This is a genomic window from Aquitalea sp. S1-19 (genome assembly GCF_024343515.1).
On sequence record NZ_RJTZ01000049.1, the window covers coordinates 1 to 24,703 of the forward strand.

The window sequence follows — 24,703 nt, forward strand, 5'->3', positions numbered from 1 at the left end:
GCTGCTGGATAAAGGCCGGCAGGCGATGCAGATATTGGTCATAAGGCGCAATCACATGGCTGCCGCCACCATAGAAATTGATATACCAGACGCCGATCAAGGCCAGCAGCACCGGCATGTTGGCGTTTAGCGGCGCATGGCGAAAGTGTTCATCCATCAGATGGGCACCATCCAGCAGCTCGCCAAAATTTTCCTCGCCCAGATACAGCATGATGGGCAGGCCGATGGCCGACCACAGCGAAAAACGCCCGCCCACCCAGTCCCAGAACTCGAACATATGCGCGGGATCAATGCCGAACTCGGCCACCGCCTGGCGGTTGGTCGACACCGCGACAAAATGCTGCGCCACGGCAGCGGGGTCGCCGGCATGCGCGACAAACCACTCGCGCGCGGTCAGCGCATTGGTCAGCGTCTCCTGCGTGGTAAAGGTCTTGGATGCCACCACGAACAGCGTGGTTTCCACATGCACCTGCCGCAGCGTCTCCTTGAGCTGCGCGCCATCCACATTGGACACGAAATGCATGCGCAAGCGCGGGTGGCCGAAGGGCTTGAGTGCCGAACACACCATCAAAGGTCCCAGATCGGAGCCGCCTATGCCGATATTCACCACATCGGTAATCGGCTGGCGGGTATAGCCCAGCCAGTCGCCACAGCGCACCGCATGGCAAAACCGCCCCATGCGCGAGAGCACCGCATTGACGTCCGGCATCACATCACGCCCATCGACGCAGACAGGGCGATTGCCGCGGTTGCGCAGCGCCACATGCAGCGCCGCACGCTGCTCGGTGGTATTGATCTTGTCGCCACGGAACATGGCGGCAATCTGCTGCGGTACGCCCGCCTGCCGTGCCAGCGTCAGCAGCGCCGCCAGAATCGGGTCATTGATGCGGTTTTTGGAATAGTCGAGGAACAGTCCGCCCACATTCAGCGCATAACGCTCGGCACGCGCCGGATCCTCGGCAAACAGCGTGCGCATATGGATGTGCTGGCTGTCATCAAAGAGCTGCCACAGTGCAGCCCAGGCCGGCAGCTTGGTCAGGTGGGTCATGGTGTATTCCTTTGCTGGACTCGGGAATGGGGACTCGGGAGTGGAGAGTGGAGAGTGGAGAGTGGCAGGATCTTACTCCCTACTCCCGTTCTATCCACATCAGCACTCCTCATGCCAGGTCACGCCGTCGCGTGCCGGCAGGGCACTCGCCGCAGGCGGCCCCCAAGTGCCGGCCGGATACGGCCGCGGCAGCGCCTTGCCCTGCTGCCAGGCATCCAGTATCGGCTCGACCCAGCGCCAGGCTTCGACCAGCTCTTCACGGCGCATAAACAGCGCCAGACGCCCGCGAATCACATCCAGCAGCAGACGCTCATAGGCATCAACCCGGCGCACGCGGAAGGTTTCGTGAAAATCGAGATTGAGAAAGACCGGCTGCAGATTCATGCCATCGCCCGGCTCCTTGGCCTGAAACCACAGCCGCACGCTTTCTTCCGGCTGCAGTTCGATCACCAGCCGGTTGCCGCTGCGGCAAGTCGGTGCCAGCGGAAACAGCTTGTGTGGCACATCGTGAAAGGTGATGACGATTTCAGCCACGCGCTGCTGCATGCGTTTGCCGGTGCGCAGAAAAAACGGCACGCCGGCCCAGCGCCAGTTATCGATCTCGGCCTTGAGCGCGACAAAGGTTTCGGTATGGCTATGCGGCGCAATCCCCTCTTCCGACTGATAGCCCGCCACCAGCTGGCCGGCAACTGCGCCGGCGCCATACTGGCCGCGCACCGTCTTGGCGGCGACGTCTTCGGGACTAAACGGCCTGAGCGCCTTAAGCACCTTGAGCTTCTCGCCACGGATGGCATCGGCGTCCAGACTGGCCGGCGGCTCCATCGTCACCATGCACAACAGCTGCAGCAGGTGGTTCTGCATCATGTCGCGCAACGCGCCGGTGCGGTCGTAGAACTCGCCGCGCCCCTCGACGCCCAGCTCTTCGGCGATGGTGATCTGCACGCTCTGAACCCACTCGCGCCGCCACAAAGGTTCGAACAGGACGTTACCGAAACGCAGCGCCATCAGATTCTGCACCGACTCCTTGCCCAGATAATGGTCGATGCGGTACAGCTGCTCCTCGCCAAAATGCCGGGCGACCGCATCGTTGATGGCATTGGACGAAGCCAGATCATGACCCAGCGGTTTTTCCAGCACCACGCGCACCTGTCCGTGGTTCAGCCCGACCTCAGCCAACTGCTGGCAGATCATGCTGAACAGCGCCGGTGCAGTCGCGAGATAGCACACCACCACCCGCGCCGGGTCGTGGCCCAGTTTGGCGGCAAGCGCCGGATAATCCTCGGGCCGGTTCGCATCCAGCTGCTGATAATCCAGCCGCCCGCAAAAATCCAGCCAGGCCGTTTCCGTGTCCCCCTCCAGATGGGGACGCACCAGAGGGGAGGCCTGAGCCAGATAGCCGTCACGCGTCAGCACCTGCCGCCCCAGCGCCAGAATGCGCCCGTTCCTGGCCAGTAAACCGGCCTGATGTGCGTGGTAAAGCGCCGGCAATAGCTTGCGCATGACCAGATCGCCGGTGCCGCCAAACAGCACCATGTCAAAATCAGGGCTCGTATTCATTTCCCGCCTCCCGCTGCCAGCCGTATGCCCTTCATCTTATCCCAGACCGTGGACAAAGTAGCGGCAAGCAGCTTGCCTTGATCCGGTGCCGGACCTAGCATAAGCGGCATGCCCAGCACACTAGGCGCCATCATGCATCTGCACCCCGTCGTTCATCGTGTCACCCAGCGTATACAGGCACGCAGCGCCATGACGCGGCAAGCCTATCTTGCACAACTGCAAAAAGCGGCCGCCCAGGGCAAGGTCGCTCGCAGCGAACTGTCCTGTACCAATCTTGCTCACGGCTTTGCCGCCATGGCACCCGAACCCAAAATCCGGCTCAAGCAGCTGGACGTACCCAATCTCGCCATTATTTCGGCCTACAACGATATGCTGTCGGCGCACCAGCCGCTGCAGGACTTTCCGGCGTGGATCAAGGAAGAGGCACTAAAGGCCGGTGCCACCGCTCAATTTGCCGGCGGCGTACCGGCCATGTGCGATGGCGTGACCCAGGGCATGCCCGGCATGGAGCTGTCGCTTTTTTCGCGTGATGTGATTGCCCAGGCCACGGCCATCGCGCTGGCGCATCGCATGTTCGATGTCGCGCTGTTTTTGGGCGTGTGCGACAAGATCGTACCCGGCCTGCTGATCGGCGCGCTGGCCTTCGGCCATCTGCCGGCGGTCTTCGTGCCGGCAGGCCCGATGACTTCGGGCCTCGCCAATGATGACAAGGCCGAAGTACGCAAACTGTTTGCCCAGGGCCTCATCGGACGCGATGTGCTGCTGGAGTCCGAAGCGCAAAGCTATCATGCGCCCGGCACCTGCACCTTCTACGGCACCGCCAACTCCAACCAGCTGATGATGGAAGTCATGGGCCTGCACCTGCCGGGCAGCGCCTTCGTCAACCCCGGCACCCCCTTGCGCGAAGCGCTGACGCGCGCCAGCGCGCACGCCGCTCTGGCGATCAGCGCGCAAAGTTCACGCTTTACCCCGCTGGGCGAAATGGTGGACGAGCGCGCCATCGTCAACGCCATCGTCGGCCTGCTCGCCAGCGGCGGCTCGACCAACCACACCCTGCACCTGGTCGCCATCGCCCGCGCTGCCGGCATCGCCATCAACTGGGACGATTTTTCCGAGCTCTCGGCGGTGGTGCCGCTCTTGATGCGCGTCTACCCCAACGGCAAGGCCGACATCAACCATTTCCATGCCGCTGGCGGCATGGGCTTTGTCATTGCCCAACTGCTGGATGCCGGCCTGCTGCACGCCGACGTAACCACCATTCTGGGCCAGGGTCTGGCCCGCCATACACAGGAGCCATGGCTGGATCAGGGGCAGCTAAGCTGGCGCGACGCGCCCTTGCACAGCCGCGATGAGAGTGTGCTGCGCCCAGCCAGCCAGCCCTTCCAGACGGACGGCGGCCTCAAGCTGCTGACCGGCCGACTCGGACGCGCCGTGATCAAGGTTTCGGCCGTCAGCCCCGAGCGGCGGCGCATACGTGCGCCGGCGCGGGTGTTCCATGACCAGTCTTCACTGCTGGAGGCCTTCCAACGCGGCGAACTTGAGCAGGATATGGTTGCCGTCGTGCGCTTTCAGGGCCCGCGCGCCAACGGCATGCCGGAATTGCACCAGCTGACTCCGGCACTGGCAGTATTGCAGGACAGGGGCTTTCAAGTGGCACTGGTCACCGACGGGCGCATGTCGGGCGCCTCGGGCAAGGTGCCGGCGGCAATACATGTCACGCCGGAAGCCGCCACCGGCGGGCCGCTGGCGCGGGTGCGCGACGGTGACATCATCGTGCTGGACGCCGATCAGGGCATACTGGAAATCGAACTGGCAGGGGACGCGTGGGCGACGCGCACGGCAGAGCCCGCCGATCTGGCCCACAATGACTACGGCAGCGGGCGCGAGCTGTTTGCCGGCCTGCGCCACCTGGCCGACGAGGCGGAAAAGGGCGCAGCCACTTTTTGCCACCCCTTGTGGCCATCCTGAAGGAGGGAATATGGACGAACTGACACTACTGCGCCAAGGACCGGTGGTACCGGTCATCCAGATCAGCGATCCGGCACTGGCGGTGGACCTGGCCCATGCGCTGGCCGATGGCGGCATCCGCGTGCTGGAGGTGACGCTGCGCACCAAGGCGGCGCTGGCCGCCATCCGCCTGATCCGCGATCAGGTGCCGGGTGTGATCATAGGCGCCGGCACCTTGCGCAACCGCGCCCATGTCGAGGCGGCCGTCGACGCCGGTGCCATGTTCGGCATCAGCCCGGGCTTTACTCCGGAACTGCTCGCGGCGGTGCGCGCACTGGAGCTGCCGTTTATCCCCGGCATCGCCACCCCGTCTGAAGCCATGCACGCCCACGATGAAGGCTTCTTTATCCAGAAACTGTTCCCGGCCGACGCCATCGGCGGCATCCAGCTGCTTAAAGCACTGGCTAGCCCCTTGCCCGAACTGCGCTTTTGCCCGACCGGCGGCATCCACGCCGGCAATGCCGCCAGCTATCTGGCACTGCCCAATGTACTGGCGGTAGGCGGCTCATGGCTGACCCCGGAAGATGCCATCGCAGCACAGGACTGGCCGCGCATTACGGCGCTGGCCAATGAAGCAAGGATGCTGGCACCGCTACACTAAAGCCGGGGGACATCTGCGCACCTCGCGAGTCATGCCGGAAAGCTGACCCGCAGCAGTGCTCCACCTTCTGCCGCCTCTTCTATCGTCACGCGGGCATCGTGGCTGTTCGCGACTTCTTCGACGATGGCCAGTCCCAGGCCGCAACCGGTGCCATCCAGCAGCCCGCCGCGATTAAAGCGCTCGAAGACGCTGCGGCGCTGTGCCGGCGAGATACCCGGCCCGCTATCGCTGACACTCAGGCAAATACCATCGGAGGCCTGCTGCAGGCGTACCGTCACCATGCCGCCTGTGGGTGTATAGCGCAGCGCATTGTCTATCAGGTTGGCCAGCATTTCCCGCAGCATCAGCGCGTCGCCACACAGCGATACGCTCTGCTCGCCCTCGTAGCCGAGATCAAGCCCGCGCGCCAGCGCATCAAGGATAAAGTCACCGCTCACCTCGCGCGCCAGGCGCGCCAGATCCAGCGGCTGCCATTCATGATGCCGCTGGCCGGGCTCCAGCCGGGACAAAGCCAATAACTGCCCGGCCAGACGTATGAGCTGATCGGTCGATCCTTCCAGCGACGCCAAAGCCCGGGCTCGCAGCATTTCATCGCCTTGTGCGGCGGCAAACTGTGCTTGCGTCTTGAGCAGGGTCAGCGGCGTACGCAGTTGATGGGCGGCATCGGTGATAAAGCGCTGGCGCACGGCCAGCTGCTGCTGCAACTGCTCCAGTGCCCGGTTCAGCGCCCATAGCAGAGGCTTAAGCTCTTGCTGGACCAGAGCCGGATCCAGCCGCAGATCAGGATCGCCACCACGCTCGGCCAGTATCTGCCCCAGTTTGCGTACCGGCCGCAAGACACGGTGGATGCCGATAGCGGCAAACAGGGCCGCCACGGCGGCCAGCAGCAGCTGGTGCAATAGCGATTCGCGCAATAGCACGCCGGTCAGCGCCTGACGCGACAAGGTGGTCTCGCCGACTTGCACCACCATCAGACGATTGCTGCCACCGTAGTAAAACGGAAACAGATAGGCCGCCACCCGCAACTCGGCATCCTGATAGCGCACATCGTAAAACGCAGTATGAAATGCAGGCGGCAAAGGGACAGGCAACGGCAGTGCGGCATTGCCGGTCAACTCGCGCCCACCGACAAAAGCCACCCGGTAAAATACCCGGTCCTGAAAATGGGACTCGAACATTTCCAGTGCCACCACCGGAATATCGACCGTCAGTTCGCCATCGCTCACGCTGACATGTTCGGCAATACTGCGCGCCGAGGCCTGCAGGGTGCGGTCGAATGCCTGATTTCCCGCTTCGCGCGCACTGTCGCGTGCCAGCCAGACATTGACCGCAACCAGCGGTAGCAGCGGCAGCACCACCCACAGCAGCAGCTGACGGCGCAAGCTGGCGCGCAAGGGCGCCCTCGCTTCAGAGCGCCGCCACATCTTCGTCCAGCAGATAGCCCACACCACGCAAAGTCTGGATACGTACGCCACTACCGGTCAGCTTCTTGCGCAAGCGGTGCACATACACTTCCATCGCATCCGCACTGATGTCCTCGCACAGGCCGGCAACCTGCTCAGCCAACGCATCCTTGGTCAGCGGCCGGCCCTGCCGGTAAAGCAGCACCTCGAGCACCGCCATTTCACGCGGCGTCAAGGCTAGCGCCGTCCCATCCACGCTATGGCAGCGGCTGGCGGCGTCAAACTGCAAGCGGCCACACTGCAAACGCCCACCCTCCTGCCCCTGGCTACGGCGCAGCAAAGCCCGCACCCGAGCCTTGAGCTCGTCTACATCGAACGGCTTACCCAGATAGTCATCGGCACCCAGATCCAGTCCGCCGATGCGGTCATCCACCCCGCACTGTGCCGTCAGCATCAGCACCGGCACCCGGCTGCCACGGCGGCGCAAGCGGCGCAAGACCTCGAAGCCGTCCATCCGCGGCAAACCGACATCAAGGATGACCAGCATATAAGGTTCGCTCTCCAGCAGCTGGCTGGCGCTGATGCCATCGGATGCATGATCCAGCGCATGGCCAGCGCTGCTCAGCACCGGAATCAGCCAGCTGGCCAGCTCGGGATTGTCTTCTACCAGCAGAATGCGCATGGACTGAAAGCGATTTGAAAGGTTGGCAGTTCTAGAATGCTAACACTAAAACCGCAGCAGATATCCATACATGATATTAGCCCGCAAAAAGGCATGGCATTCGGCCATGGCGCTCAGTCTGCTGACTGCCACCAGCCATGCTGCCTGCCCGCCAGCCGGCTATCCGGCGAGCTATCGCCAGCTGATAGAGGCTGCCCGGCAGGAGGGCAAGCTGAGCTTGTTTTCGACCACCGATTACGAGCAGGTCAGCCCCTTGCTGGCCGACTTTCGTCTTTGCTATCCCTTTATCCGCTTGAGCTACCACGAACTGCCCGCCAGCAAGATTGATGCACAAATACGCAGCGATGCCAGCCGTGGCCAGACCCGCGCCGATGTGGTGTGGAGCTCGGCCATGGACTTGCAGGTCAGACTGGTCAACGATGGCTTCAGCCAGCGCTATGTCAGCCCAGAGCGTTCCGCCCTGCCTGGCTGGGCGCACTGGCGTGATGAAACCTGGGGTACGACCTTCGAACCGGTTGTTTTCGCCTGGAACCGTACGCGCATCCGCGACAACGAAGTGCCCGCTACCCACGAGGCGCTGCAGCGCCAGCTACCCGGTGTCAGAAAAAACTGGCGCCTGACCGGCTACGATGTGGCGGCCTCCAGCGTCGGCTATTTGTTTCTGACGCAGGATGCACGCTACAACCCGGCATTCTGGCCGCTGGCACGCGAGCTAGCCAAGGCCTCAACCCGCCACGAAACCAGCAGCCGCGCCATGCTGGGCAAGCTCGCCCGCGATGATGCCGACTTCGCCTACAACGTGATTGGCCCCTACGCCGCCCAAAGGGCACAGCAAGATCCGCGTCTGGGCTGGCGCATACCGCAAGACTACGCACTGGTCGTCAGCCGCCTGACGCTGATTACGGCTGCCGCCCCCCATCCGGCAGCGGCGCGGCTGTGGACCGATTACATCCTGTCACTACGCGGGCAGCGGCAGCTAGCCGCCAGCAGTGCACTGCCGCCGATACGCCATGGCCTGCCGCGACAGCTGGGGCAGGTGGATCTGAATGCCCTGCAGGAACGCCTGCGCCCGATTCAGGTTGGCACCGGGCTGCTGGTTTATCTCGATCAGGCCAAAAAACGTTTATTCCTGCAACGCTGGCACGGCAATACCCAGTACCCCGCCAGTAATAACGACACCGAATTTCCGATCAGCCCGAGCTGACACACCGCACGGGCTGCGCGGCAAGCAGCCCTTCACCCCAAGGAGACACACCATGCAACTGAAGCCCCTGATTGCCAGCCTGATGCTGGCACTGGCCCCACTCGCTGCCCACGCGGAAGCCGAGCAGATGAAGATCATGGCACCGGCCAACCCGGGCGGCGGCTTCGACACTATCGCCCGCACTCTGGGCGATGCGCTCAAGGCCTCGGGACAGGCTACAAACGTGATTATCGAAAACAAGGCCGGCGCCGGCGGCACCATAGGCATGGCGCAATTCATCAATACCGACAAAGGCAATCCCCATGCCTTACTGGTGGCCGGTGCCGTCACGGTCGGCGCCATCGAGACCAATAAATCGCCGGTCAATTTCGGTATGGTGACGCCCATCGCCCGCCTGATGGGTGAATACAATGTATTGGTCGTCCCCAGCGACTCGCCCTACAAGTCGTTAGCGGCCTTGATGGCAGCCTACAAGGCCAAACCCGGTGCCATCAGCTTCGGCGGCGGATCGGCCGGCGGCATAGACCACATCATGGCGTCGCTGATGTCGGAAAAAGCCGGTATCGACCCGGACAAGCTCAACTACATCCCTTATGCCGGCGGCGGTGAAGGCAAGGCGGCGGTGCTGGGCAACCAGATCAGTGCCTATATCAGCGGCTATGGCGAACTGGCCGACCTGATCAAGGCCGGCAAGGTGCGGGCACTGGCACTATCGGCCGACAAGAAACAGGCCGACATCAACGTACCTACGCTGAAAGAGCAGGGCATCGATGTCGTGCTGTACAACTGGCGCGGCGTGTTCGGCGCACCGGGTATCAACGATGCCCAGAAGAAACAGCTGGGCGTTATGGTGAAAGCGGCCGTGCAAAGTCCGGCCTGGAAAGACAAGGCCGCCAAGCTGGAATGGCTGGATCTGTATCAGGGTAGCGAACAGTTCAAGCCTTTCCTTGATGCCGAAATCAAGCGCACCGGTGTGGTCGTCAAGAAGCTGAAGCTGGGGAATTAAGCATGATACGCCGCGCCAATGGCGAGCAATGGCTCGCCGTCGCGGTGATTGCCCTGGGCCTGATCATGGCCGGGCAAATCACCGATATTCCGGCTGATGCAGGTTATGCCGGCATCGGGCCGCGCTTCTTTCCGGCACTGGTAGTCACCGGACTCGTGATGTGCGGTGGTCTGCTGCTCTTGCAGGCCAGCCAAGCCGCAAGCTTGCCCTCCGGGCAAGAAGCCCAGCCCGAAGATGAAGAGCCGCGGGCCGATGCAGACTGGAGCCGCTTCATCCTGCTCTCGGGTGCCTTGCTGGCCCATATGGCGCTGATAGGGCTGATCGGCTTCACGCTGGCCGGCACCTTGCTGTGCTTTGGCGTCAGCCGCGCACTAGCATCCCGCCATACCCTGCGCGATGCCATCGTGTCTTTTTTACTCGTGTTCGGGCTATTTCGCCTGTTTGTCTGGCTGGGTCTTAACCTGCCGGCACTGATTCCGGGAGTACTGTAATGGAATCCTTGCAAGCCCTGTTCTCGCTGGGGTTCGCTACGGCGCTGACCCCGGCCAACCTGATGTGGGCACTGCTCGGCTGCACGCTGGGCACCGCCATCGGCGTCTTGCCCGGCGTAGGCCCCGCCGTCACGGTGGCACTCTTGCTACCGGTCACCCACAGCATAGAGCCCACCGGCGCACTGATCATGCTGGCCGGCGTCTACTATGGCGCCATGTTTGGCGGCTCGACCACCTCCATCCTGCTGAATACACCGGGCGAGGCCGGTAGCATCGTCTCGGCACTGGAGGGCAACAAGATGGCCAGGCGCGGCCGCGCCGGACCGGCGCTCTCCACCGCTGCTATCGGCTCTTTTGTCGCCGGCACCATTGCCACCGTCCTGCTGACCCTGCTGGCGCCACTGGCGGCAAACATGGCGCTCAAACTGGGGCCGGTGGAGAACTTCTCGCTCATGGTACTGACCTTCGCGGCTGTATCTGCCGTACTGGGAAACTCGCCCAGCAAGGGCATGACTGCGCTCTTTTTCGGGCTGGCCTTAGGACTAGTCGGTATAGAAGAACAATCCGGTCAGGCACGCTTCACCATGGGCCAACTGCCGCTGATAGACGGCATCGACATTGTGGTGGTGGCGATGGGTTTGTTTGCCATCGGCGAAACGCTATATAGCGCGACCTATGAAAACGGCGTCAAACCCAAGCTGGAAACGGTCAAGGGTTCGATCTGGATGAATAAGTCCGACTGGAAGCGCTCGTGGTGGCCATGGCTACGCGGCACCGCCATCGGCTTTCCCTTCGGAACCATTCCGGCCGGCGGGACCGAAATGCCGACGTTCCTGTCCTACTCGATGGAAAAAAAACTCGCCCGCGGCAAGGCCAAGCAGGAGTTCGGTCATGGCGCCATCGAAGGCGTCGCCGGCCCCGAAGCGGCCAATAATGCTGCGGTCACCGGCACACTGGTGCCCCTGCTGACGCTGGGCATTCCGACGTCGGCGACCGCAGCCATCATGTTGTCGGCATTCCAGCAATACAATATCGTCCCGGGTCCCCTGCTGTTCGATACCTACCCCGAGCTGGTCTGGGGCCTGATCGCCTCGCTGTATATCGGCAATGTGATGCTGCTGGTGCTCAATCTACCGCTGGTCGGCTTGTGGGTACAGTTGCTGAAGATTCCGCGTCCGCTGCTGTATGGCGGCATCGTGGTACTGGCCACCATGGGGGCGTATGCCCTGCGTCAAAGCTGGTTCGACCTGATGTTGCTCTATCTGGTCGGCGTGGTCGGCTTCGTGATGCGCCGCTTCGACTTTCCGGTAGTACCCTTGATTGTCGGGCTGATTGTCGGGCCGCTGGCAGAAAAACAATTCCGCCGCGCCATGGCCATCAATCAGGGCGATGCCACAGTGTTTTTCACCCACCCCGTTTCACTCACCATACTCTGCATCACCGCCGCTATCATCCTGATTCCACCATTATTAAGGCGACGGCAGGCGCTGTTGGCCAACTAAATCAATGGCACATCGGCATATCCGCCACGCTCGAATGGAGATGCCGTTGCGGCATCTCCACAAATACCAACAAACGTTTGAATTTGTTTGCCTTGCCTACACTAAAGATGCAATCTGATTAAAGCGTACGGTAAACAATAAGGAGAGAGCATATGGATAGCCGCCATACCCACCCGAACAGCGCACTCGAGCTGAACCGCTTTGCCTCGCTGGGCGATATGCTCGCCACCAGCGTCAAGCAATACCCGGCACGCACGGCTTTTTGCAATATGGGCGCCAAGCTCAGCTATCGTGAGCTAGATCGCCAGTCTGCCGCTTTTGCCGCCTATCTGACGAACGAACTCGGACTCAAACAGGGCGACCGCGTCGCGCTGATGATGCCCAATCTGCTGCAATACCCGATCGCGCTTTATGGCGCACTGCGCGCCGGCCTCGTCGTGGTCAACGTCAACCCGCTGTATACCCCGCGCGAACTGGAACATCAGCTTAGGGACTCGGGGGCGCGTGCCATTGTAATCCTGGAAAATTTTGCCACGGTGTTGCAACAGGTGATCGCCAATACCCCGGTAGAAAAGGTCATCGTCACTGCCGTCGGCGACTTGCTGGGGCCAGTCAAGGGCACATTGGTCAATATGGTGCTGCGCCATATCAAGAAGATGGTACCCACCTGGTCGCTGCCGGACGCGATCCGCTTCAATGCCGTGCTGGCTCAGGGGCTGAAACTGCCGTGGCAGGATGCCAAAGTGCAGCAGACCGATATTGCCTTCTTGCAATACACCGGCGGCACCACCGGTCTGTCCAAGGGTGCCATCCTCACCCACGGCAATCTGCTGGCCAATATGGAACAGACCTATCTCGTCGTGCGCCCGGCACTGGGCGAAGACGGCAAAGTGGTGATGGCCACCCCGCTGCCGCTTTACCATATTCTGGCACTGGCCATTAATTGCCTGCTGGTCACCCGCGCCGGCGGCACCAGTGTCTTGATGAGCAATCCGCGCGACCTGCCCGCCGTCATCAAGGACCTGGCCCGCCACCCGATCACCTGCATGACCGGGGTCAATACCCTTTTTAATGCGCTGGCCAACCACCCCGACTTTGCCAAACTGGATTTCTCGCGCTGGAAAATCACCGTAGGCGGTGGTGCCGCCATCCAGCAAGCGGTAGCCGAGCGCTGGAAAGCCGTGACCGGCCTGACCCTGATCGAAGGCTATGGCCTGACCGAGACTTCGCCGCTGGTCAGCGCCAACCCGGTGCTGCTGGGTCGCTACACCGGCAGCATCGGCCTGCCTATTCCGGGCACCGAGATTGCGCTGCGCGACGAAGAGGGTCGGGATGTCTCCAGAGGAGAACCGGGCGAGCTATGCGTACGCGGCCCGCAAGTGATGCAGGGTTACTGGCAGCGTCCGGATGAAACAGCCAAGGTATTCCATGCCGACGGTTTCCTTGCGACCGGCGATATTGCCCAATTGACCGAGCAGGGCTTTTACAAGCTGGTCGACCGCAAGAAAGACATGATTCTGGTATCCGGCTTTAACGTCTATCCGAACGAAATCGAGGATGTGGTAACACGCCACCCCGAGGTACTGGAAGCCGCCTGTATCGGCGTACCGGACGAGCGCACCGGGGAAGCGGTCAAAATCTTCGTGGTCAAACGCCATCCGGGACTGACGGAGGAGTCCTTGATCAAGCACTGCCGCACCCATCTGACCGCGTATAAAGTGCCGCGCCAGGTCGTCTTCCGCACCGAGTTGCCCAAGACCAATATCGGCAAGATATTGCGCAGGGACCTCAGGGAGGAAGCACCAGCAATGGCGACAGCGAATGCCTGACAACACGGCATCGCAATAAATTAGGCCATCCCCGGCAGGGAAAAAGCGCACTACCTTAGTGCGCTTTAAACATATGCGGCAGCAGAAAAACCCAACAACCAATTGATTTAATTCAACCTCCTATCAGTAGCACGCATCCATCCAAGCATCCGCAAATAAAGTAGCAGCCACTGAATGCACGGGACATGCCAAGTCGGGTAGCACCGCCTGTTGTTTTTATCGCCACATATCGAAAGACGAATAGTCTTCCCAACCAAAGTCAGGCAAAAACTCTTTATGGGTAATATTTATATGTGCATTATTCAATGTGGAAAAATGATCGCTACTAAAAAATAAAAATAGAGGGGAGAGCAAGATGACCATGGACGCCGCAGCACCACAGACGCCAGCCTTACGTCCTTTGACGCACACATCACTGGGGGCCATGCTGGCAGACAGCGTCAAACGCCACCCGGAACGGGATGCGTTTTGCAATATGGGCGCCAAGCTGAGTTACAAAGAACTCGACCGGCTATCGGCCGCCTTTGCCGCCTATCTGACCGGCGCGCTGAGAATGAAGAAGGGTGACCGCATTGCGCTGATGATGCCCAATCTGCTGCAGTACCCGGTTGCGCTTTATGGTGCGCTACGCGCCGGACTGATTGTCGTCAATATCAACCCGCTCTATACACCGCGCGAACTGGAGCACCAGCTACAGGATTCGGGGGCGACGGCCATTCTGATTCTGGAAAATTTTGTCGGCGTGTTGCAAGAAGTGCTGGGCAATGTTCCGGTACAGCACGTGATGGTGACCTCGGTTGGCGACCTGCTGGGTCTGATGCGCGGCGCACTGGTCAATGCCGTTTTGCGTCACTTCAAAAAAATGGTACCGCCATGGTGGCTGCCCGGCTCAATCCAGCTCAAGGCTGCGTTGAAAGAGGCCCAGAATAAAGCCTGGCAAGATCCGGTCTTGCGCCGCGAAGATATCGCCCTGCTGCAATACACTGGCGGTACAACAGGGCTCTCCAAGGGAGCGGTACTGACCCACGGCAATGTACTGGCCAACCTCGAGCAAGCCGCGATGGTGGTCGAGCCGGCGCTGGCCGACATTTCCCCTATCATCATGGCCTCGCCCCTGCCGCTATACCATATCCTCGCGCTGACCATGAACTGCCTGCTGATTACCCGTCTGGCCGGCACCTCGCTGTTGATCACCAACCCGCGCGACATCCCTGCCGTGATCAAGGATCTGGGACGTTATCCGGTCAACTGCATCACCGGCGTCAATACCTTGTTTAATGCATTGGCCAATCACCCCGACTTTGCCAAGCTGAACTTTTCCAGCTGGCGCCTGAGTGTTGGCGGTGGCACCGCTATCCAGCAGGCCGTTGCGGAAAAATGGCTGAAAGTCACAGGGCTGCCGCTGATCGAAGGCTACGGTCTGACCGAAACCTCGCCGCTGGTTTGCACCAACCCGATCCAGAACAAGCATTACACCGGCACCATAGGCCAGCCGATACCGGGCACAGAGATCGAATTGCGTGATGAAGAAGGTCATATTGTGCCCTTCGGACAAGCAGGCGAGCTATGCGTGCGCGGGCCACAGGTCATGAAATGCTACTGGAAACGAGCGGCCGAGACCGCTCGCGTGATACAGGAAGACGGTTTTCTGGCGACCGGCGATATCGCCTACCAAACCGAGACCGGGCTATACAAGCTGGTGGATCGCAAGAAGGACATGATTATCGTGTCCGGCTTTAATGTGTTTCCTAGCGAAATAGAAGATGTCATTGCGCTGCACGAAGACATACTGGAAGTGGCTTGCATCGGCGTGCCGGATGCGCGTACCGGCGAAGCCGTGAAACTGTTTGTAGTCAGCACCAATCCGAATCTGAACGAGGCCGCCTTGCTCAGCTACTGCAGGGAAAGGTTGACGGCCTACAAGGTGCCGCACCAGATCGAGTTCCGCCAGGACTTGCCACGCTCCAACGTCGGCAAGATCCTGCGCCGTGAATTGCGTGAAGAAGAGCTCGCCAAACAGCAGCAGGCAAAAGAAATGACCGAAGCCGAAATCGCTTAGCAAAAATGCGATCTTTGTCTGGGCTCAGCCCCGATGCCGGCTCGTGTGTGTGCTAAGCATCAAAACGCTGGCCGGTATCCATAAAAAACCCCGACGCTGCATCGCAAGCGCCGGGGTTTTTCTATCACAGCTTTAAGGCTCAGCCTTCTTCCTCTTCGCTCAGTTCGGCCTCGATGTGCCCGACCTTGCCGACAAAGCGGAATTCGATTTCCAGCAGCAGCTCATCGATGCGTATCACCTGCAGGCGGATCTGGTCACCACGGTTCAGCTCGGGCAGGCCCGGAATGCGCGTGCGCATGGGCAGGCCGTCGATACGTACCAGATCTTCCTTGATATGGGTGGCGGTGATCTCGCTCACGCCTTCCTGACCGAACCAGCGCAAGCACCAGTAGTGCTCCATCTTGTCCTGGAAGCCCAGATAGGAAGAGTAGGTGGCATCAAAGTCGCGCAGCAGCGCGAACATCATGGCATCGCCCTGGGCAAACTCCGGCTTCTCGCCACGGATCAGGGACACGATCTGGCGCTGGTTGACCCAGTCGGCGGCGCGGCGCAATGGCGATGTCGACCACGCATATTGCGGCACGCCCAGGCCGACATGAGGCTCGGGACGGGTCGTCATGCGAACCTTGCCCATGCTTTGCGCGCGGTACATGCCCGGCACGCCGGCTTCGCCCAGCTGGCGGCCCCATTCGCAGTTGGCCAGAATCATCATTTCCGACACCAGCTTGTCGATAGGCGAGCCGCGCTTGCGCAAGGTGATGCTGACTTTGCCTTCATTCACGGCGAAGTTGTAATCGACGCCTTGCGGGCGGGTCGGATCATACTTGCCACGGAATTTTTCGCGTGCCACGGCAAAATCATGCAACCACAGAAGCTCGCGCTTGAACGGGTAATCGATGCCGGGGTCGGTCGCGATGGTGTCCTCGTTGAACAAGGGCTCCAGCGTGTGGTGACGCAAGTTGGCGGCGATCTCGACATTCTCGATGCGGTTTTCGTAGCCGACGATCTCGAATTCGGGCGTCACCTCGACATACAGGCTGAGCGCCGGGCAAGGCTTGCCTTCGTCCAGGGTAAAGGCGCTGACCACATCGTCCGGCAGCATGGTGATCTTGTCGCCGGGGAAGTAGACGGTAGACAGGCGCGCGAACACCAGCTTCTCGATATCGGAACCCGGCTCCACCCCCAGCGTCGGCGCGGCAATATGGATGCCGACCCGCTTGTTGCCGTTGGCCAGATCAGTCACCGACAGCGCATCATCGATTTCGGTGGTGGCGGCGTCATCAATCGAAAAGGCTGCGACACCGGCGGCCGGAAGATCCGTTGGCGCGGTGGCCGGTGCATATTTGCCAAAGCCTATGCCCTTGGGAAAGCACTCCATCTCGAAACCGGCCATCAGATAGGCCGGCACCGACGGAATGCCGCCCACGTCACGCGCGAGCTTGACAGGTGCCAGACCCGTGGCCTTGCTGGCGGCATCGAAGGCCTTGTACTCCAGGGTATTCTTGTCCGGGCGCCACAACAGGCTCATCAACTGCGAACGGATGGCATCGGGGAGCTGTTTTGCCTTGAGCTCTTCCACCCAGGCATCAATCTGCGCCTGTTCACGCTTTTTCTTTTCGATGCCGGCGAGCGCAGCCTTGAGCGCCTCTTCCGGCGCAGCCTTGAAGCGGCCCTTGCCCTTCTTGTAGAAATACATCGGCGCGCTAGCCAGCGTCATTACCGTGGCGGCCAGCTGCAGCGGGGTCGGCTTGGTGCCCCAGTATTCGACGGCAAGTGCGTCAAAATCGAATTCTTCGCTGCCGGCCACTTCCCACAGAAAGTCCAGCTCCAGCTCGGCGGCCAGTATATGCGCCTCGTCCAGGAAGCTGGCCAGCGGGCTGGTAAATTCGAGCAAGACATTGGCCTGCTTGAGCTTGACGCGCTTGCCATGCTGGGTATCGACCTGCAGGCTGGCGTCAGTCTTGGACACCACGCTGCCCGTCTTGAAGCTGCCGCTTTCTTCGTAAAAAACGTTCATATCAGGCACAGGGGGCGAGACGCCCGTCACTCAGGATAAAGAGGCGGGATTATAACAGCAGGCGGGAGAGTCGGTGAGGAAGGGCGCAGGAACAAAAAAGGGAGTCGGAAATGGGGAGTAAGCTCCCTGCTCCCTGCTCCCTGCTCCCTGCTCCCTGCTCTCCGCCTCACGCCTCGGCCAGTTGCAGCTCGACGTTATGCTCCTGCATCAGCTTGCCCAGCGCCGCCGGCGGTGCTGCATCGGTAAAGACAGTATGGAAGTCGCTGATATGGCCCATACGTACCAAGGCATTGCGGCCGAATTTGCTGTGATCGACAGCGAGGAACAGATGGCGCGCATTGGCCATCATCGCCTGCGCCACGCGCACTTCGCGATAATCGACATCCAGAAGCGAACCATCTGTCTCGATACCGGCAGCACCAATCACCGCATAATCGACCTTGAACTGGTTGATGAAGTCCATGGTCGCGACGCCAGTGATGCCGCCATCGGACGCCCGCACCACACCGGAGGTGATCAGCACGGTAAAATCGGGGTTGGCCGACATAATGGACGCGACGTGGATGTTGTTGGTGATCACGCGCAAGCCCTTATGGCTCAGCGTCAGCGCCTGGGCAATCGCCTCCATGGTTGTGCCTATGCTCATAAAGAGCGAAGCATGGTCGGGAATGCTTTCGGCCAGCAGGCCGGCGATATGGGCTTTTTCGCTTTGCAGCTTGCCCTTGCGCGCGAAATAGTCTTCATTCTCGACGCTATTGCCCAGCGCGGCACCGCCATGATAACGGCGCAGCAGATTGGCTTCGCATAGCTGGTTGATATCGCGGCGTATCGTTTGCGGCGTCACATCCAGCAGACGTGCCAGCTCTTCGATCGGCATAAAACCGCTTTCGCGTACCAGTTGCAGGATTTTGTCGTGACGGGGTGATCGGCTCATGATGGTTCGGAAACGAAAATACAAGCACCAGTCTTTAACATAAACAGGCCGTTTTGCGCAAATTCAGCCGGCCAAAATAGCCAAGGAAACCACAATGCCGCCACGTCTGCTTGTCATTGATCAGGGTACGACCAGCACCCGCGCCATGCTGTTCGACCACCACGGTATGGTACTTGCCCGCGCCCAGACCGAGCTGCCACAGATTTTCCCGGCGCCGGGCTGGGTCGAGCACGACCCCGAGGTGATCTGGAACCATACCCTGATGCTATGCCGCCAGGCGCTGGCCACACCCGGTGCGAGCACAGAGCCGATTGCCGGCATCGGCATCGCCAACCAGCGTGAAACCACCATACTGTGGGACAGGGCCACCGGCCGGCCGGTATACCACGCGATTGTGTGGCAAGACAGGCGCACCGCCGCCTTATGCGAGACGCTGGCCACAGCGGACAATAGTGCACTGGTGGCCGCGCGTACCGGGCTGGTGCTCGACCCCTATTTCTCTGCCAGCAAGATACGCTGGCTGCTGGATACCGTACCCGGCGTGCGCGAGCGCGCAGAGCGCGGCGAACTGGCCTTTGGCACCATAGACAGCTTTTTGCTGTGGCGGCTGACCGAAGGGCGGGTACACGCCACCGATGCGACCAATGCCGCGCGCACCTTGCTGTTCAATATCCATACCCAGCAATGGGATGCCGATTTGCTGGCGCTGTTCGGCATTCCGGCTTCGCTCTTGCCCGAGGTGCGCGACAATGCCGCCGAGTTCGGCGTCACGCGCCTGTTCGGAGCCCCCATCCCCATTACCGGCATGGCCGGCGACCAGCAGGCGGCGACAGTGGGCCAGGCCTGCTTCGCGCCGGGCATGATCAAGTCCACCTACGGTACCGGCTGCTTCATGGTGCAGAACACCGGCGCCACAGTGGTCGCGTCCAGCCACCGCCTGCTGTCTACCGTGTGTTACCGCCTGCAGGGCCAGACCACCTATGCGCTGGAAGGCAGCATCTTTATCGCCGGCGCGGCGGTGCAGTGGCTCAGGGATGCGGTCAGGCTGATCGACCATGCCGGCGAAGCCGAAGCGCTGGCGCGCCAGGTGGAAAGCACCGGCGGTGTTTATCTGGTGCCAGCATTTACCGGGCTGGGTGCCCCCTATTGGGACCCGCTGGCGCGCGGCGCCATCATCGGCCTGACCCGCGACTCGGGCATTGCCCATATCGTGCGTGCGGCGCTGGAGTCGGTGTGTTATCAGACCCGTGACCTGATGGCGGCGATGCAGGCCGATGGCGTATGTGCGCCCTCGGCGCTGAGGGTGGATGGCGGCATGGTCGGCAATGACTGGATGATGCAGTTTCTGGCCGACATGCTGAACGTGACGGTCGAGCGCCCACAGGTGACCGAGACTACGGCACTGGGCGCCGCCTATCTGGCAGGACTGGGCGCCGGGGTATTCGGCTCGCTGGACGAGCTGTCCGGCCATTGGCAACTGGCGACCCGCTTCACCCCGGGTATGGATGACAAGCGGCGCGAACAGCTCTACGGCGGCTGGAACGAGGCTGTGGGCAGAACCCTAAGCCGCTGATCACTGGTCTGCAGCCACGCCTACGCTTCGGGCAGCTGCGCGATAAAGCTGGCCAACGGCATGGGCCGGGCCAGCAGATAACCTTGCAGGACATCGACACCGGCGGCCACCAGATAGTCGCACTGCGCCTCGGTTTCCACCCCTTCGGCCACCAGCTTGAGATCCAGCTGTTTCCCCAGTGCGATGATGGCATCAAGCACCACCTTGCCCAGCGAATCGCGGCCGATCGCGTCGACAAAGGCGCGGTCTATCTTCAGCGTGTTGATGGACAATTGGTGCAGATAGGCAAGGCTGCTCTGGCCGGTACCGAAGTCATCGATGGCCAGCTGGATGCCCTGTGCCTGCAAGGCGCTAAAAACCTCGAAGTGGCCGTCGCTGCCGAAAGCTTCGCGTTCGGTCAGCTCCAGCGTCAACACCAGTTTGTCCGCCGGAAATGCCGCCATCAAACGACGGCAATCATCCAGCAAGCACGGGTCATCCAGCTGCCCGGCATCCAGATTGAAGGCCAGATGAAAGCCGTCAGGCAGGCGCGCTGCCTGTGGCGCCAGCGCAGTGGTCACTGCCTGCATCAGCTGGCGCGTAATCCGCCCCATCTGCCCGCTTTTTTCGACGGCCTCGATAAAGGCAAGTGGCGACAGCAGGCCATCGCGCGGATGCTGCCAGCGCAGCAGCACTTCGGCACCCGTCAGGCACCCGCTCTTGGCATCAAACAGCGGCTGCAAGAAAGGGATGAATTCCTGCCGCTCAGCCGCGGCAGAAATCACCTTGGCGGCCGGGCGTGGCTGCCGCAACCACTGGTAATAGAACCACCCGGCCCAGCTGCCGAGCAATAACAGCAGGATCAGCATGGGCTGATAGCTGACCCTGCTTTCGGCCAGCAATGCCGGCCACCATACAGAGGCTACAATGGTGAACGGATAGACCGTATCCTGGCGGCGAATCTCCAGCAACAGGCTACGGGGCGGCGTACCTGAATGCACGCCACCCTCGCTATCCATCCAGTTGTCGCCTATCTGCAACGACATGCCATCGGACAGCCCACCTTGGCGCAAGGCGCTACGCAAATGACCACCGGAGATGCCCACCACCGCAAACGAGCCATCCGCCGCCAGCGCCCGGTAGGCCAGTACCGCACTGTTTGGTGTCAGCTCGCTACCCGGACGCAGCTTGGTGCGCCCACCGGCATAGCCGGACAGCTCGGTTTTCTTGCTGAGGACCCCGTACAAGGACGAGCAATAATAATGTTCGCCGGAGCCGAGGCTGACAGTACGCACATACAGCGCCCGCGTGGCCAGCTCGCGTAGCAAGCGCAAAGTCTCGCCTTGGCAAGGCTGCCCGGCCAGCGACAGGGCCTCGCGGGTAGTGACGTCGGCGCTCTTGAACACCACCGTCACGGCGTCGTGCGCCTCGCGAATCACGCCCTCCAGCCGCGACTGCATCGACAGATAAGTGCTCACCAGCGTAATGCCCCAACCCAGCAAGGCCGGCAGCAATACGACCAGCAACACCAGCAGCAGGCGACGCGGTCGCGATGCGACACGGGGATCATTCAGAGGGGTCATGACGTCATGGCGAGCAAAAAACGCAATCTTGCTACTATGGGTGTTAGCAGTCCATAGCGCCACCAAAATCAGATAGCAGTGACTTTTTTACAACTAAAGAGTTGGGGCAGGAAATACCGGGTTACCGCCCTGCCTGATACCAAACAGGGCGGCTCCGGCAAGGCTATCAGCCTAGTAACTGGCGGTGACGGGCAATGGCCGCGCGCACCTGTGCCGGCGCGGTACCGCCGACATGGTCGCGCTGCGCCAGGCTGCCTTCCGGCGTCAGCACCACATACACATCTTCCGCGATCAGCGCACTAAAGCCCTGCAGCACCGAGAGCGACAGATCGGCCAGATCCACGCCCTGCCCTTCGGCATGACGCACCGCCAAGGCCACCACTTCATGGCTGTCGCGGAATGGCAGACCCTTTTTCACCAGATAGTCGGCCAGATCGGTGGCGGTGGCGAAGCCCTGCAGCACGGCGGCGCGCATCGCCTCGGGCTTGACCGTGATGCCGCGCATCATGTCGGCGTAGATGCGCAAGGTGTCGATCAGGGTATCAACCGTATCAAACAAGGGTTCCTTGTCTTCCTGATTGTCCTTGTTGTAAGCCAGCGGCTGCGCCTTCATCAGCGTGATCAGCGCCATCAGGTGCCCAACCACGCGCCCCGATTTGCCGCGCACAAGTTCAGGCACATCCGGGTTCTTTTTCTGCGGCATGATGGAGGAGCCGGTACAGAAGCGATCAGCAATGTCGATAAAGCCGACGCGCGGACTCATCCACAGGATCAGCTCTTCGGACAGACGGGAGAGATGCACCATCACCAAGCTGGCAGCCGCGGTGAATTCGATGGCGAAGTCGCGATCGGACACCGCATCCAGCGAGTTGTGGCACACATCGTCAAACCCCAGCAGTTCGGCGGTGTAATGGCGGTCGATCGGGAAGGTGGTGCCGGCCAGCGCCGCCGCGCCCAAAGGCAGGCGGTTGACGCGGCGGCGGCAGTCGCGCATGCGCTCGGCGTCGCGCGACAGCATCTCGACATAGGCCAGCATATGGTGGCCAAAGGTTACCGGCTGAGCCACCTGCAGATGGGTAAAGCCCGGCATCACCGTGTCGGCATGCTCATCTGCCAGATCCAGCAAGCTGGTTTTCAGCTCGCCGATCAGCGGCACGATGGCATCGATCTGGGCACGCAGCCACAGGCGGATATCGGTGGCAACCTGATCATTACGGCTACGCCCGGTATGCAGACGCTTGCCGGCATCGCCTATCTTGTCGGTCAGACGACGCTCGATATTCATATGCACGTCTTCCAGATCCACGCGCCAGTCAAACTCGCCGGCGCGGATCTCGCTCAGGATGTCCGCCATGCCGCGACGGATGGCAGCGAGATCGGCATCCGACAATACGCCGGCCTTGTGCAGCATGGTGGCGTGCGCCAGCGAGCCTTCGATATCGAATTCAGCCAGGCGCAGATCGAAATTGACGGAAGCAGTATATTTTTTGACCAGTTCAGAGACCGGCTCGGAGAAGCGGCCGGACCAGGCGTGTTGCTCTTGCATGATGGTTTCCTGTGTTCTTATTACGAATGGGACACACGCTACCATGCCATACGCAAGCAAAATGCGAAAGCCGCCTGCGCTCACCGCGCAGGCGGCCACGACTCAAGGCTTGATCGGGCGCTCGCCTCGCACCACAGGATTGGCCGGATCACTGCTCCACTCCATCCAGCCGCCGTCATACACTGCCGGCTGTTTCCAACCCATCAGATAAGCATAGAAAAAGGCTTCGGATGCGCGCCAGCCGGTGCCGCAATAAAACGCCACTCTTTGCTCGGGCAAAATGCCGGCCTCGCGCCAGAAAGCGGCAATTTCGTCGGCCGAACGCATGGTATGGTCCGGATTACGGAAGTCGCTCATATCATTGGCGTTCACCCCGCCATGACCCCAGGCTGCACCGGGAATATCGCCCTTGGGCTTGATATAGCTGTAACCCGAGGTCTCGCCGGTAAACTCGGCCCAGCTGCGTATGCTGGCCAGGCGTCCGTTTGGCGACTTAAGCAGGGCCTTGGCGTCGGCCAGCGACACCAGATATTCGGGTTTGCCGGGGAAAGGACCGCCCCAATTTGCAGCGGGACTTGCCGTCGGCGGCAAACCGCGCGCCACCGGATAGTCTGCCGCACTCCAGGCCGGATAGCCGCCATCGAGGATGCGCACATCCTTGACCCCGGCCAGCATCAGGATATGGGCTGCGCGCGCCGCCATCAGCGTATCGCGCCCATACAGAATGACTGGCGTACTGCTGGTAATGCCCTGCGCCAGCAACGTGGCTTCCAGCTGTTTGTCGTCCACCTTGTTCCACAGTGGCTCGGATTCCAGCGTATTGGTATCGATATACCCCGCGCCGGGAATATGGCTTAGCAGATAAGCCTTGGGCACACTCCAGCCCACCTCGAACAGCTTCCAGCCCTTGGCCGGCGCAGCAGTGACCGGCTTGCCCTGCTGCAAATCGTGTAGCCAGAATGCCGGCACCAGTGCCTGATAATTAGGCAGGGCCTTGAGTTTGGCCGTATCGGCCAAGGCATTCGGCAGATAGCTGATATGGCGATAACCCAGCTTGCCCAGACGCGCGGCCACCGCCTTGCTGCCTGCGCCATACAGGCCCAAAGGCTGCTGCACGGCAATCCCCTTGCGCGCCAGCAACGCCTGTAACTGGGCATCGTCCAGCTTGCCCAGCCAGCTGGCTGCCAGATTGACCGCACCGGGGTAATGCCCGCCCTGTTTGGCGCCCGCCTCCGGCCAGCCATTGAAATAAGCACTGGCCCGCGTATCCAGCGGCAATACCTGACTGGCGGCCTGCGCCAGCGTCCATGGCAGCAAACAGGCTGCCAACGCGTAAAAAGTACGTGTTTTCATGATGGTCCCAAAAATTGCCTGCGACCCCGCGATAAGGAGGTGCAGCAGCAAAGGAGGCGCAGCTTAACAAGCGGGCCTTGGCCATGGCAATGCGCTTGCATGGCCTGCCCCAGCTTCTATGCTGCAACTTCATCCACCTTGCAGGAGCACGTCATGCCACAAGTCAACTGGAGTCACTGGAGCGATATCGCCGTCAGCATAGGTCTGAACATTCTGGCCGCCATTGCGCTATGGATTATCGGGCGCTGGCTGATCAATCTGGCCTGCCGTCTGGTCAGCGACCAGCTAATACGGCGCAATATCGACGCGACCTTGCAGCGCTATGTCCA

Annotated in this window: 19 protein-coding genes; 10 read left to right on the plus strand and 9 right to left on the minus strand. The window is 61.2% G+C overall.

Annotated features, from left to right (window positions below):
* Positions 1-1,048: glucose-6-phosphate isomerase (gene pgi, locus EGI20_RS09035; protein ID WP_498631196.1), on the minus strand; the 1,048-nt coding region annotated here is incomplete at its 3' end.
* Positions 1,049-1,147: 99 nt separating this feature from the next.
* Positions 1,148-2,605: a glucose-6-phosphate dehydrogenase gene (gene zwf, locus EGI20_RS09040; RefSeq protein ID WP_498631197.1), complete on the minus strand. Its 1,458-nt coding sequence runs from the start codon at positions 2,603-2,605 to the stop codon at positions 1,148-1,150.
* A 132-nt stretch (positions 2,606-2,737) separates the two neighbouring features.
* Here zwf and edd point away from each other — a divergent pair, with 132 nt between their 5' ends.
* Positions 2,738-4,573, plus strand: coding sequence for a phosphogluconate dehydratase (gene edd, locus EGI20_RS09045; RefSeq protein WP_498631198.1), 1,836 nt, complete (start codon positions 2,738-2,740; stop codon positions 4,571-4,573).
* Positions 4,574-4,583: 10 nt separating this feature from the next.
* Positions 4,584-5,213 carry a bifunctional 4-hydroxy-2-oxoglutarate aldolase/2-dehydro-3-deoxy-phosphogluconate aldolase gene (gene eda, locus EGI20_RS09050; RefSeq protein ID WP_498631199.1) on the plus strand — a complete coding sequence of 210 codons (630 nt, stop codon included), beginning with the start codon at positions 4,584-4,586 and terminating at the stop codon, positions 5,211-5,213.
* Between the two features lie 29 nt (positions 5,214-5,242).
* On the opposite strand, the gene EGI20_RS09055 is transcribed toward eda, so the two are convergent.
* On the minus strand, positions 5,243-6,637 hold the full coding sequence (locus tag EGI20_RS09055) for a sensor histidine kinase (protein ID WP_498631200.1): 1,395 nt from the start codon (positions 6,635-6,637) through the stop codon (positions 5,243-5,245).
* Positions 6,621-7,298 carry a response regulator gene (locus tag EGI20_RS09060; protein ID WP_498631201.1) on the minus strand — a complete coding sequence of 226 codons (678 nt, stop codon included), beginning with the start codon at positions 7,296-7,298 and terminating at the stop codon, positions 6,621-6,623. The genes EGI20_RS09055 and EGI20_RS09060 overlap by 17 nt, the downstream gene beginning before the upstream one ends.
* Positions 7,299-7,404: 106 nt before the next feature.
* On the opposite strand from EGI20_RS09060, the gene EGI20_RS09065 reads away from it, so the two are divergent.
* The 6 genes from EGI20_RS09065 to EGI20_RS09090 all read left to right on the plus strand — a co-directional run bounded on the left by EGI20_RS09065 (position 7,405) and on the right by EGI20_RS09090 (position 15,389).
* On the plus strand, positions 7,405-8,502 hold the full coding sequence (locus EGI20_RS09065) for an ABC transporter substrate-binding protein (protein WP_498631202.1): 1,098 nt from the start codon (positions 7,405-7,407) through the stop codon (positions 8,500-8,502).
* 52 nt (positions 8,503-8,554) lie between these two features.
* The gene (locus tag EGI20_RS09070) at positions 8,555-9,508 is read left to right on the plus strand and encodes a Bug family tripartite tricarboxylate transporter substrate binding protein (RefSeq protein ID WP_498631203.1); all 954 of its coding nucleotides are present in this window, start codon (positions 8,555-8,557) and stop codon (positions 9,506-9,508) included.
* A gap of 2 nt (positions 9,509-9,510) precedes the next feature.
* Positions 9,511-9,999, plus strand: coding sequence for a tripartite tricarboxylate transporter TctB family protein (locus tag EGI20_RS09075; protein ID WP_498631204.1), 489 nt, complete (start codon positions 9,511-9,513; stop codon positions 9,997-9,999).
* A complete protein-coding gene (locus EGI20_RS09080) occupies positions 9,999-11,501 on the plus strand; it encodes a tripartite tricarboxylate transporter permease (protein ID WP_498631205.1) in 1,503 nt (500 codons plus the stop codon). Before EGI20_RS09075 ends, EGI20_RS09080 begins: the two co-directional genes overlap by 1 nt.
* Positions 11,502-11,653: 152 nt before the next feature.
* Positions 11,654-13,330: an AMP-binding protein gene (locus EGI20_RS09085; protein WP_498631206.1), complete on the plus strand. Its 1,677-nt coding sequence runs from the start codon at positions 11,654-11,656 to the stop codon at positions 13,328-13,330.
* 355 nt (positions 13,331-13,685) lie between these two features.
* Complete coding sequence (locus EGI20_RS09090; RefSeq protein WP_498631207.1) at positions 13,686-15,389, plus strand: AMP-binding protein; 1,704 nt, start codon at positions 13,686-13,688, stop codon at positions 15,387-15,389.
* 139 nt (positions 15,390-15,528) lie between these two features.
* On the opposite strand, the gene EGI20_RS09095 is transcribed toward EGI20_RS09090, so the two are convergent.
* Together EGI20_RS09095 and EGI20_RS09100 are read right to left on the minus strand one after the other, a co-directional pair.
* Positions 15,529-17,406, minus strand: a complete 1,878-nt coding sequence (locus tag EGI20_RS09095) for a ribonuclease catalytic domain-containing protein (RefSeq protein ID WP_498631208.1) — start codon at positions 17,404-17,406, stop codon at positions 15,529-15,531.
* Between the two features lie 166 nt (positions 17,407-17,572).
* Positions 17,573-18,340: a DeoR/GlpR family DNA-binding transcription regulator gene (locus EGI20_RS09100; RefSeq protein WP_498631209.1), complete on the minus strand. Its 768-nt coding sequence runs from the start codon at positions 18,338-18,340 to the stop codon at positions 17,573-17,575.
* A 94-nt stretch (positions 18,341-18,434) separates the two neighbouring features.
* Between EGI20_RS09100 and glpK the strand changes: the two genes are divergently transcribed.
* Complete coding sequence (glpK, locus tag EGI20_RS09105; RefSeq protein ID WP_498631210.1) at positions 18,435-19,913, plus strand: glycerol kinase GlpK; 1,479 nt, start codon at positions 18,435-18,437, stop codon at positions 19,911-19,913.
* 20 nt (positions 19,914-19,933) lie between these two features.
* Here glpK and EGI20_RS09110 read toward each other — a convergent pair whose 3' ends face one another.
* The 3 genes from EGI20_RS09110 to EGI20_RS09120 all read right to left on the minus strand — a co-directional run bounded on the left by EGI20_RS09110 (position 19,934) and on the right by EGI20_RS09120 (position 24,374).
* Positions 19,934-21,475: an EAL domain-containing protein gene (locus EGI20_RS09110; protein WP_498631211.1), complete on the minus strand. Its 1,542-nt coding sequence runs from the start codon at positions 21,473-21,475 to the stop codon at positions 19,934-19,936.
* Between the two features lie 166 nt (positions 21,476-21,641).
* A complete protein-coding gene (gene argH, locus EGI20_RS09115) occupies positions 21,642-23,021 on the minus strand; it encodes an argininosuccinate lyase (protein WP_498631212.1) in 1,380 nt (459 codons plus the stop codon).
* Positions 23,022-23,123: 102 nt separating this feature from the next.
* Positions 23,124-24,374 (minus strand): sulfurtransferase, encoded by a 1,251-nt coding sequence (locus EGI20_RS09120; RefSeq protein WP_498631213.1) that lies wholly within the window; start codon positions 24,372-24,374, stop codon positions 23,124-23,126.
* A 153-nt stretch (positions 24,375-24,527) separates the two neighbouring features.
* Between EGI20_RS09120 and EGI20_RS09125 the strand changes: the two genes are divergently transcribed.
* The coding region (locus EGI20_RS09125; protein WP_498631214.1) for a mechanosensitive ion channel family protein at positions 24,528-24,703 on the plus strand (176 nt) is incomplete at its 3' end.

Bases quoted from the DNA above. Each gene is read 5' to 3' on its own strand.
- edd (WP_498631198.1), top strand. From the start codon at position 2,738: ATGCATCTGCACCCCGTCGTTCATCGTGTCACCCAGCGTATACAGGCA.
- EGI20_RS09070 (WP_498631203.1), top strand. From the start codon at position 8,555: ATGCAACTGAAGCCCCTGATTGCCAGCCTGATGCTGGCACTGGCCCCA.
- zwf (WP_498631197.1), bottom strand. From the start codon at position 2,605: ATGAATACGAGCCCTGATTTTGACATGGTGCTGTTTGGCGGCACCGGC.
- EGI20_RS09095 (WP_498631208.1), bottom strand. From the start codon at position 17,406: ATGAACGTTTTTTACGAAGAAAGCGGCAGCTTCAAGACGGGCAGCGTG.
- EGI20_RS09080 (WP_498631205.1), top strand. From the start codon at position 9,999: ATGGAATCCTTGCAAGCCCTGTTCTCGCTGGGGTTCGCTACGGCGCTG.
- EGI20_RS09055 (WP_498631200.1), bottom strand. From the start codon at position 6,637: ATGTGGCGGCGCTCTGAAGCGAGGGCGCCCTTGCGCGCCAGCTTGCGC.
- EGI20_RS09065 (WP_498631202.1), top strand. From the start codon at position 7,405: ATGGCGCTCAGTCTGCTGACTGCCACCAGCCATGCTGCCTGCCCGCCA.
- argH (WP_498631212.1), bottom strand. From the start codon at position 23,021: ATGCAAGAGCAACACGCCTGGTCCGGCCGCTTCTCCGAGCCGGTCTCT.
- eda (WP_498631199.1), top strand. From the start codon at position 4,584: ATGGACGAACTGACACTACTGCGCCAAGGACCGGTGGTACCGGTCATC.
- EGI20_RS09110 (WP_498631211.1), bottom strand. From the start codon at position 21,475: ATGACCCCTCTGAATGATCCCCGTGTCGCATCGCGACCGCGTCGCCTG.
- EGI20_RS09060 (WP_498631201.1), bottom strand. From the start codon at position 7,298: ATGCGCATTCTGCTGGTAGAAGACAATCCCGAGCTGGCCAGCTGGCTG.
- EGI20_RS09100 (WP_498631209.1), bottom strand. From the start codon at position 18,340: ATGAGCCGATCACCCCGTCACGACAAAATCCTGCAACTGGTACGCGAA.
- EGI20_RS09120 (WP_498631213.1), bottom strand. From the start codon at position 24,374: ATGAAAACACGTACTTTTTACGCGTTGGCAGCCTGTTTGCTGCCATGG.
- glpK (WP_498631210.1), top strand. From the start codon at position 18,435: ATGCCGCCACGTCTGCTTGTCATTGATCAGGGTACGACCAGCACCCGC.
- EGI20_RS09075 (WP_498631204.1), top strand. From the start codon at position 9,511: ATGATACGCCGCGCCAATGGCGAGCAATGGCTCGCCGTCGCGGTGATT.
- EGI20_RS09090 (WP_498631207.1), top strand. From the start codon at position 13,686: ATGACCATGGACGCCGCAGCACCACAGACGCCAGCCTTACGTCCTTTG.
- EGI20_RS09085 (WP_498631206.1), top strand. From the start codon at position 11,654: ATGGATAGCCGCCATACCCACCCGAACAGCGCACTCGAGCTGAACCGC.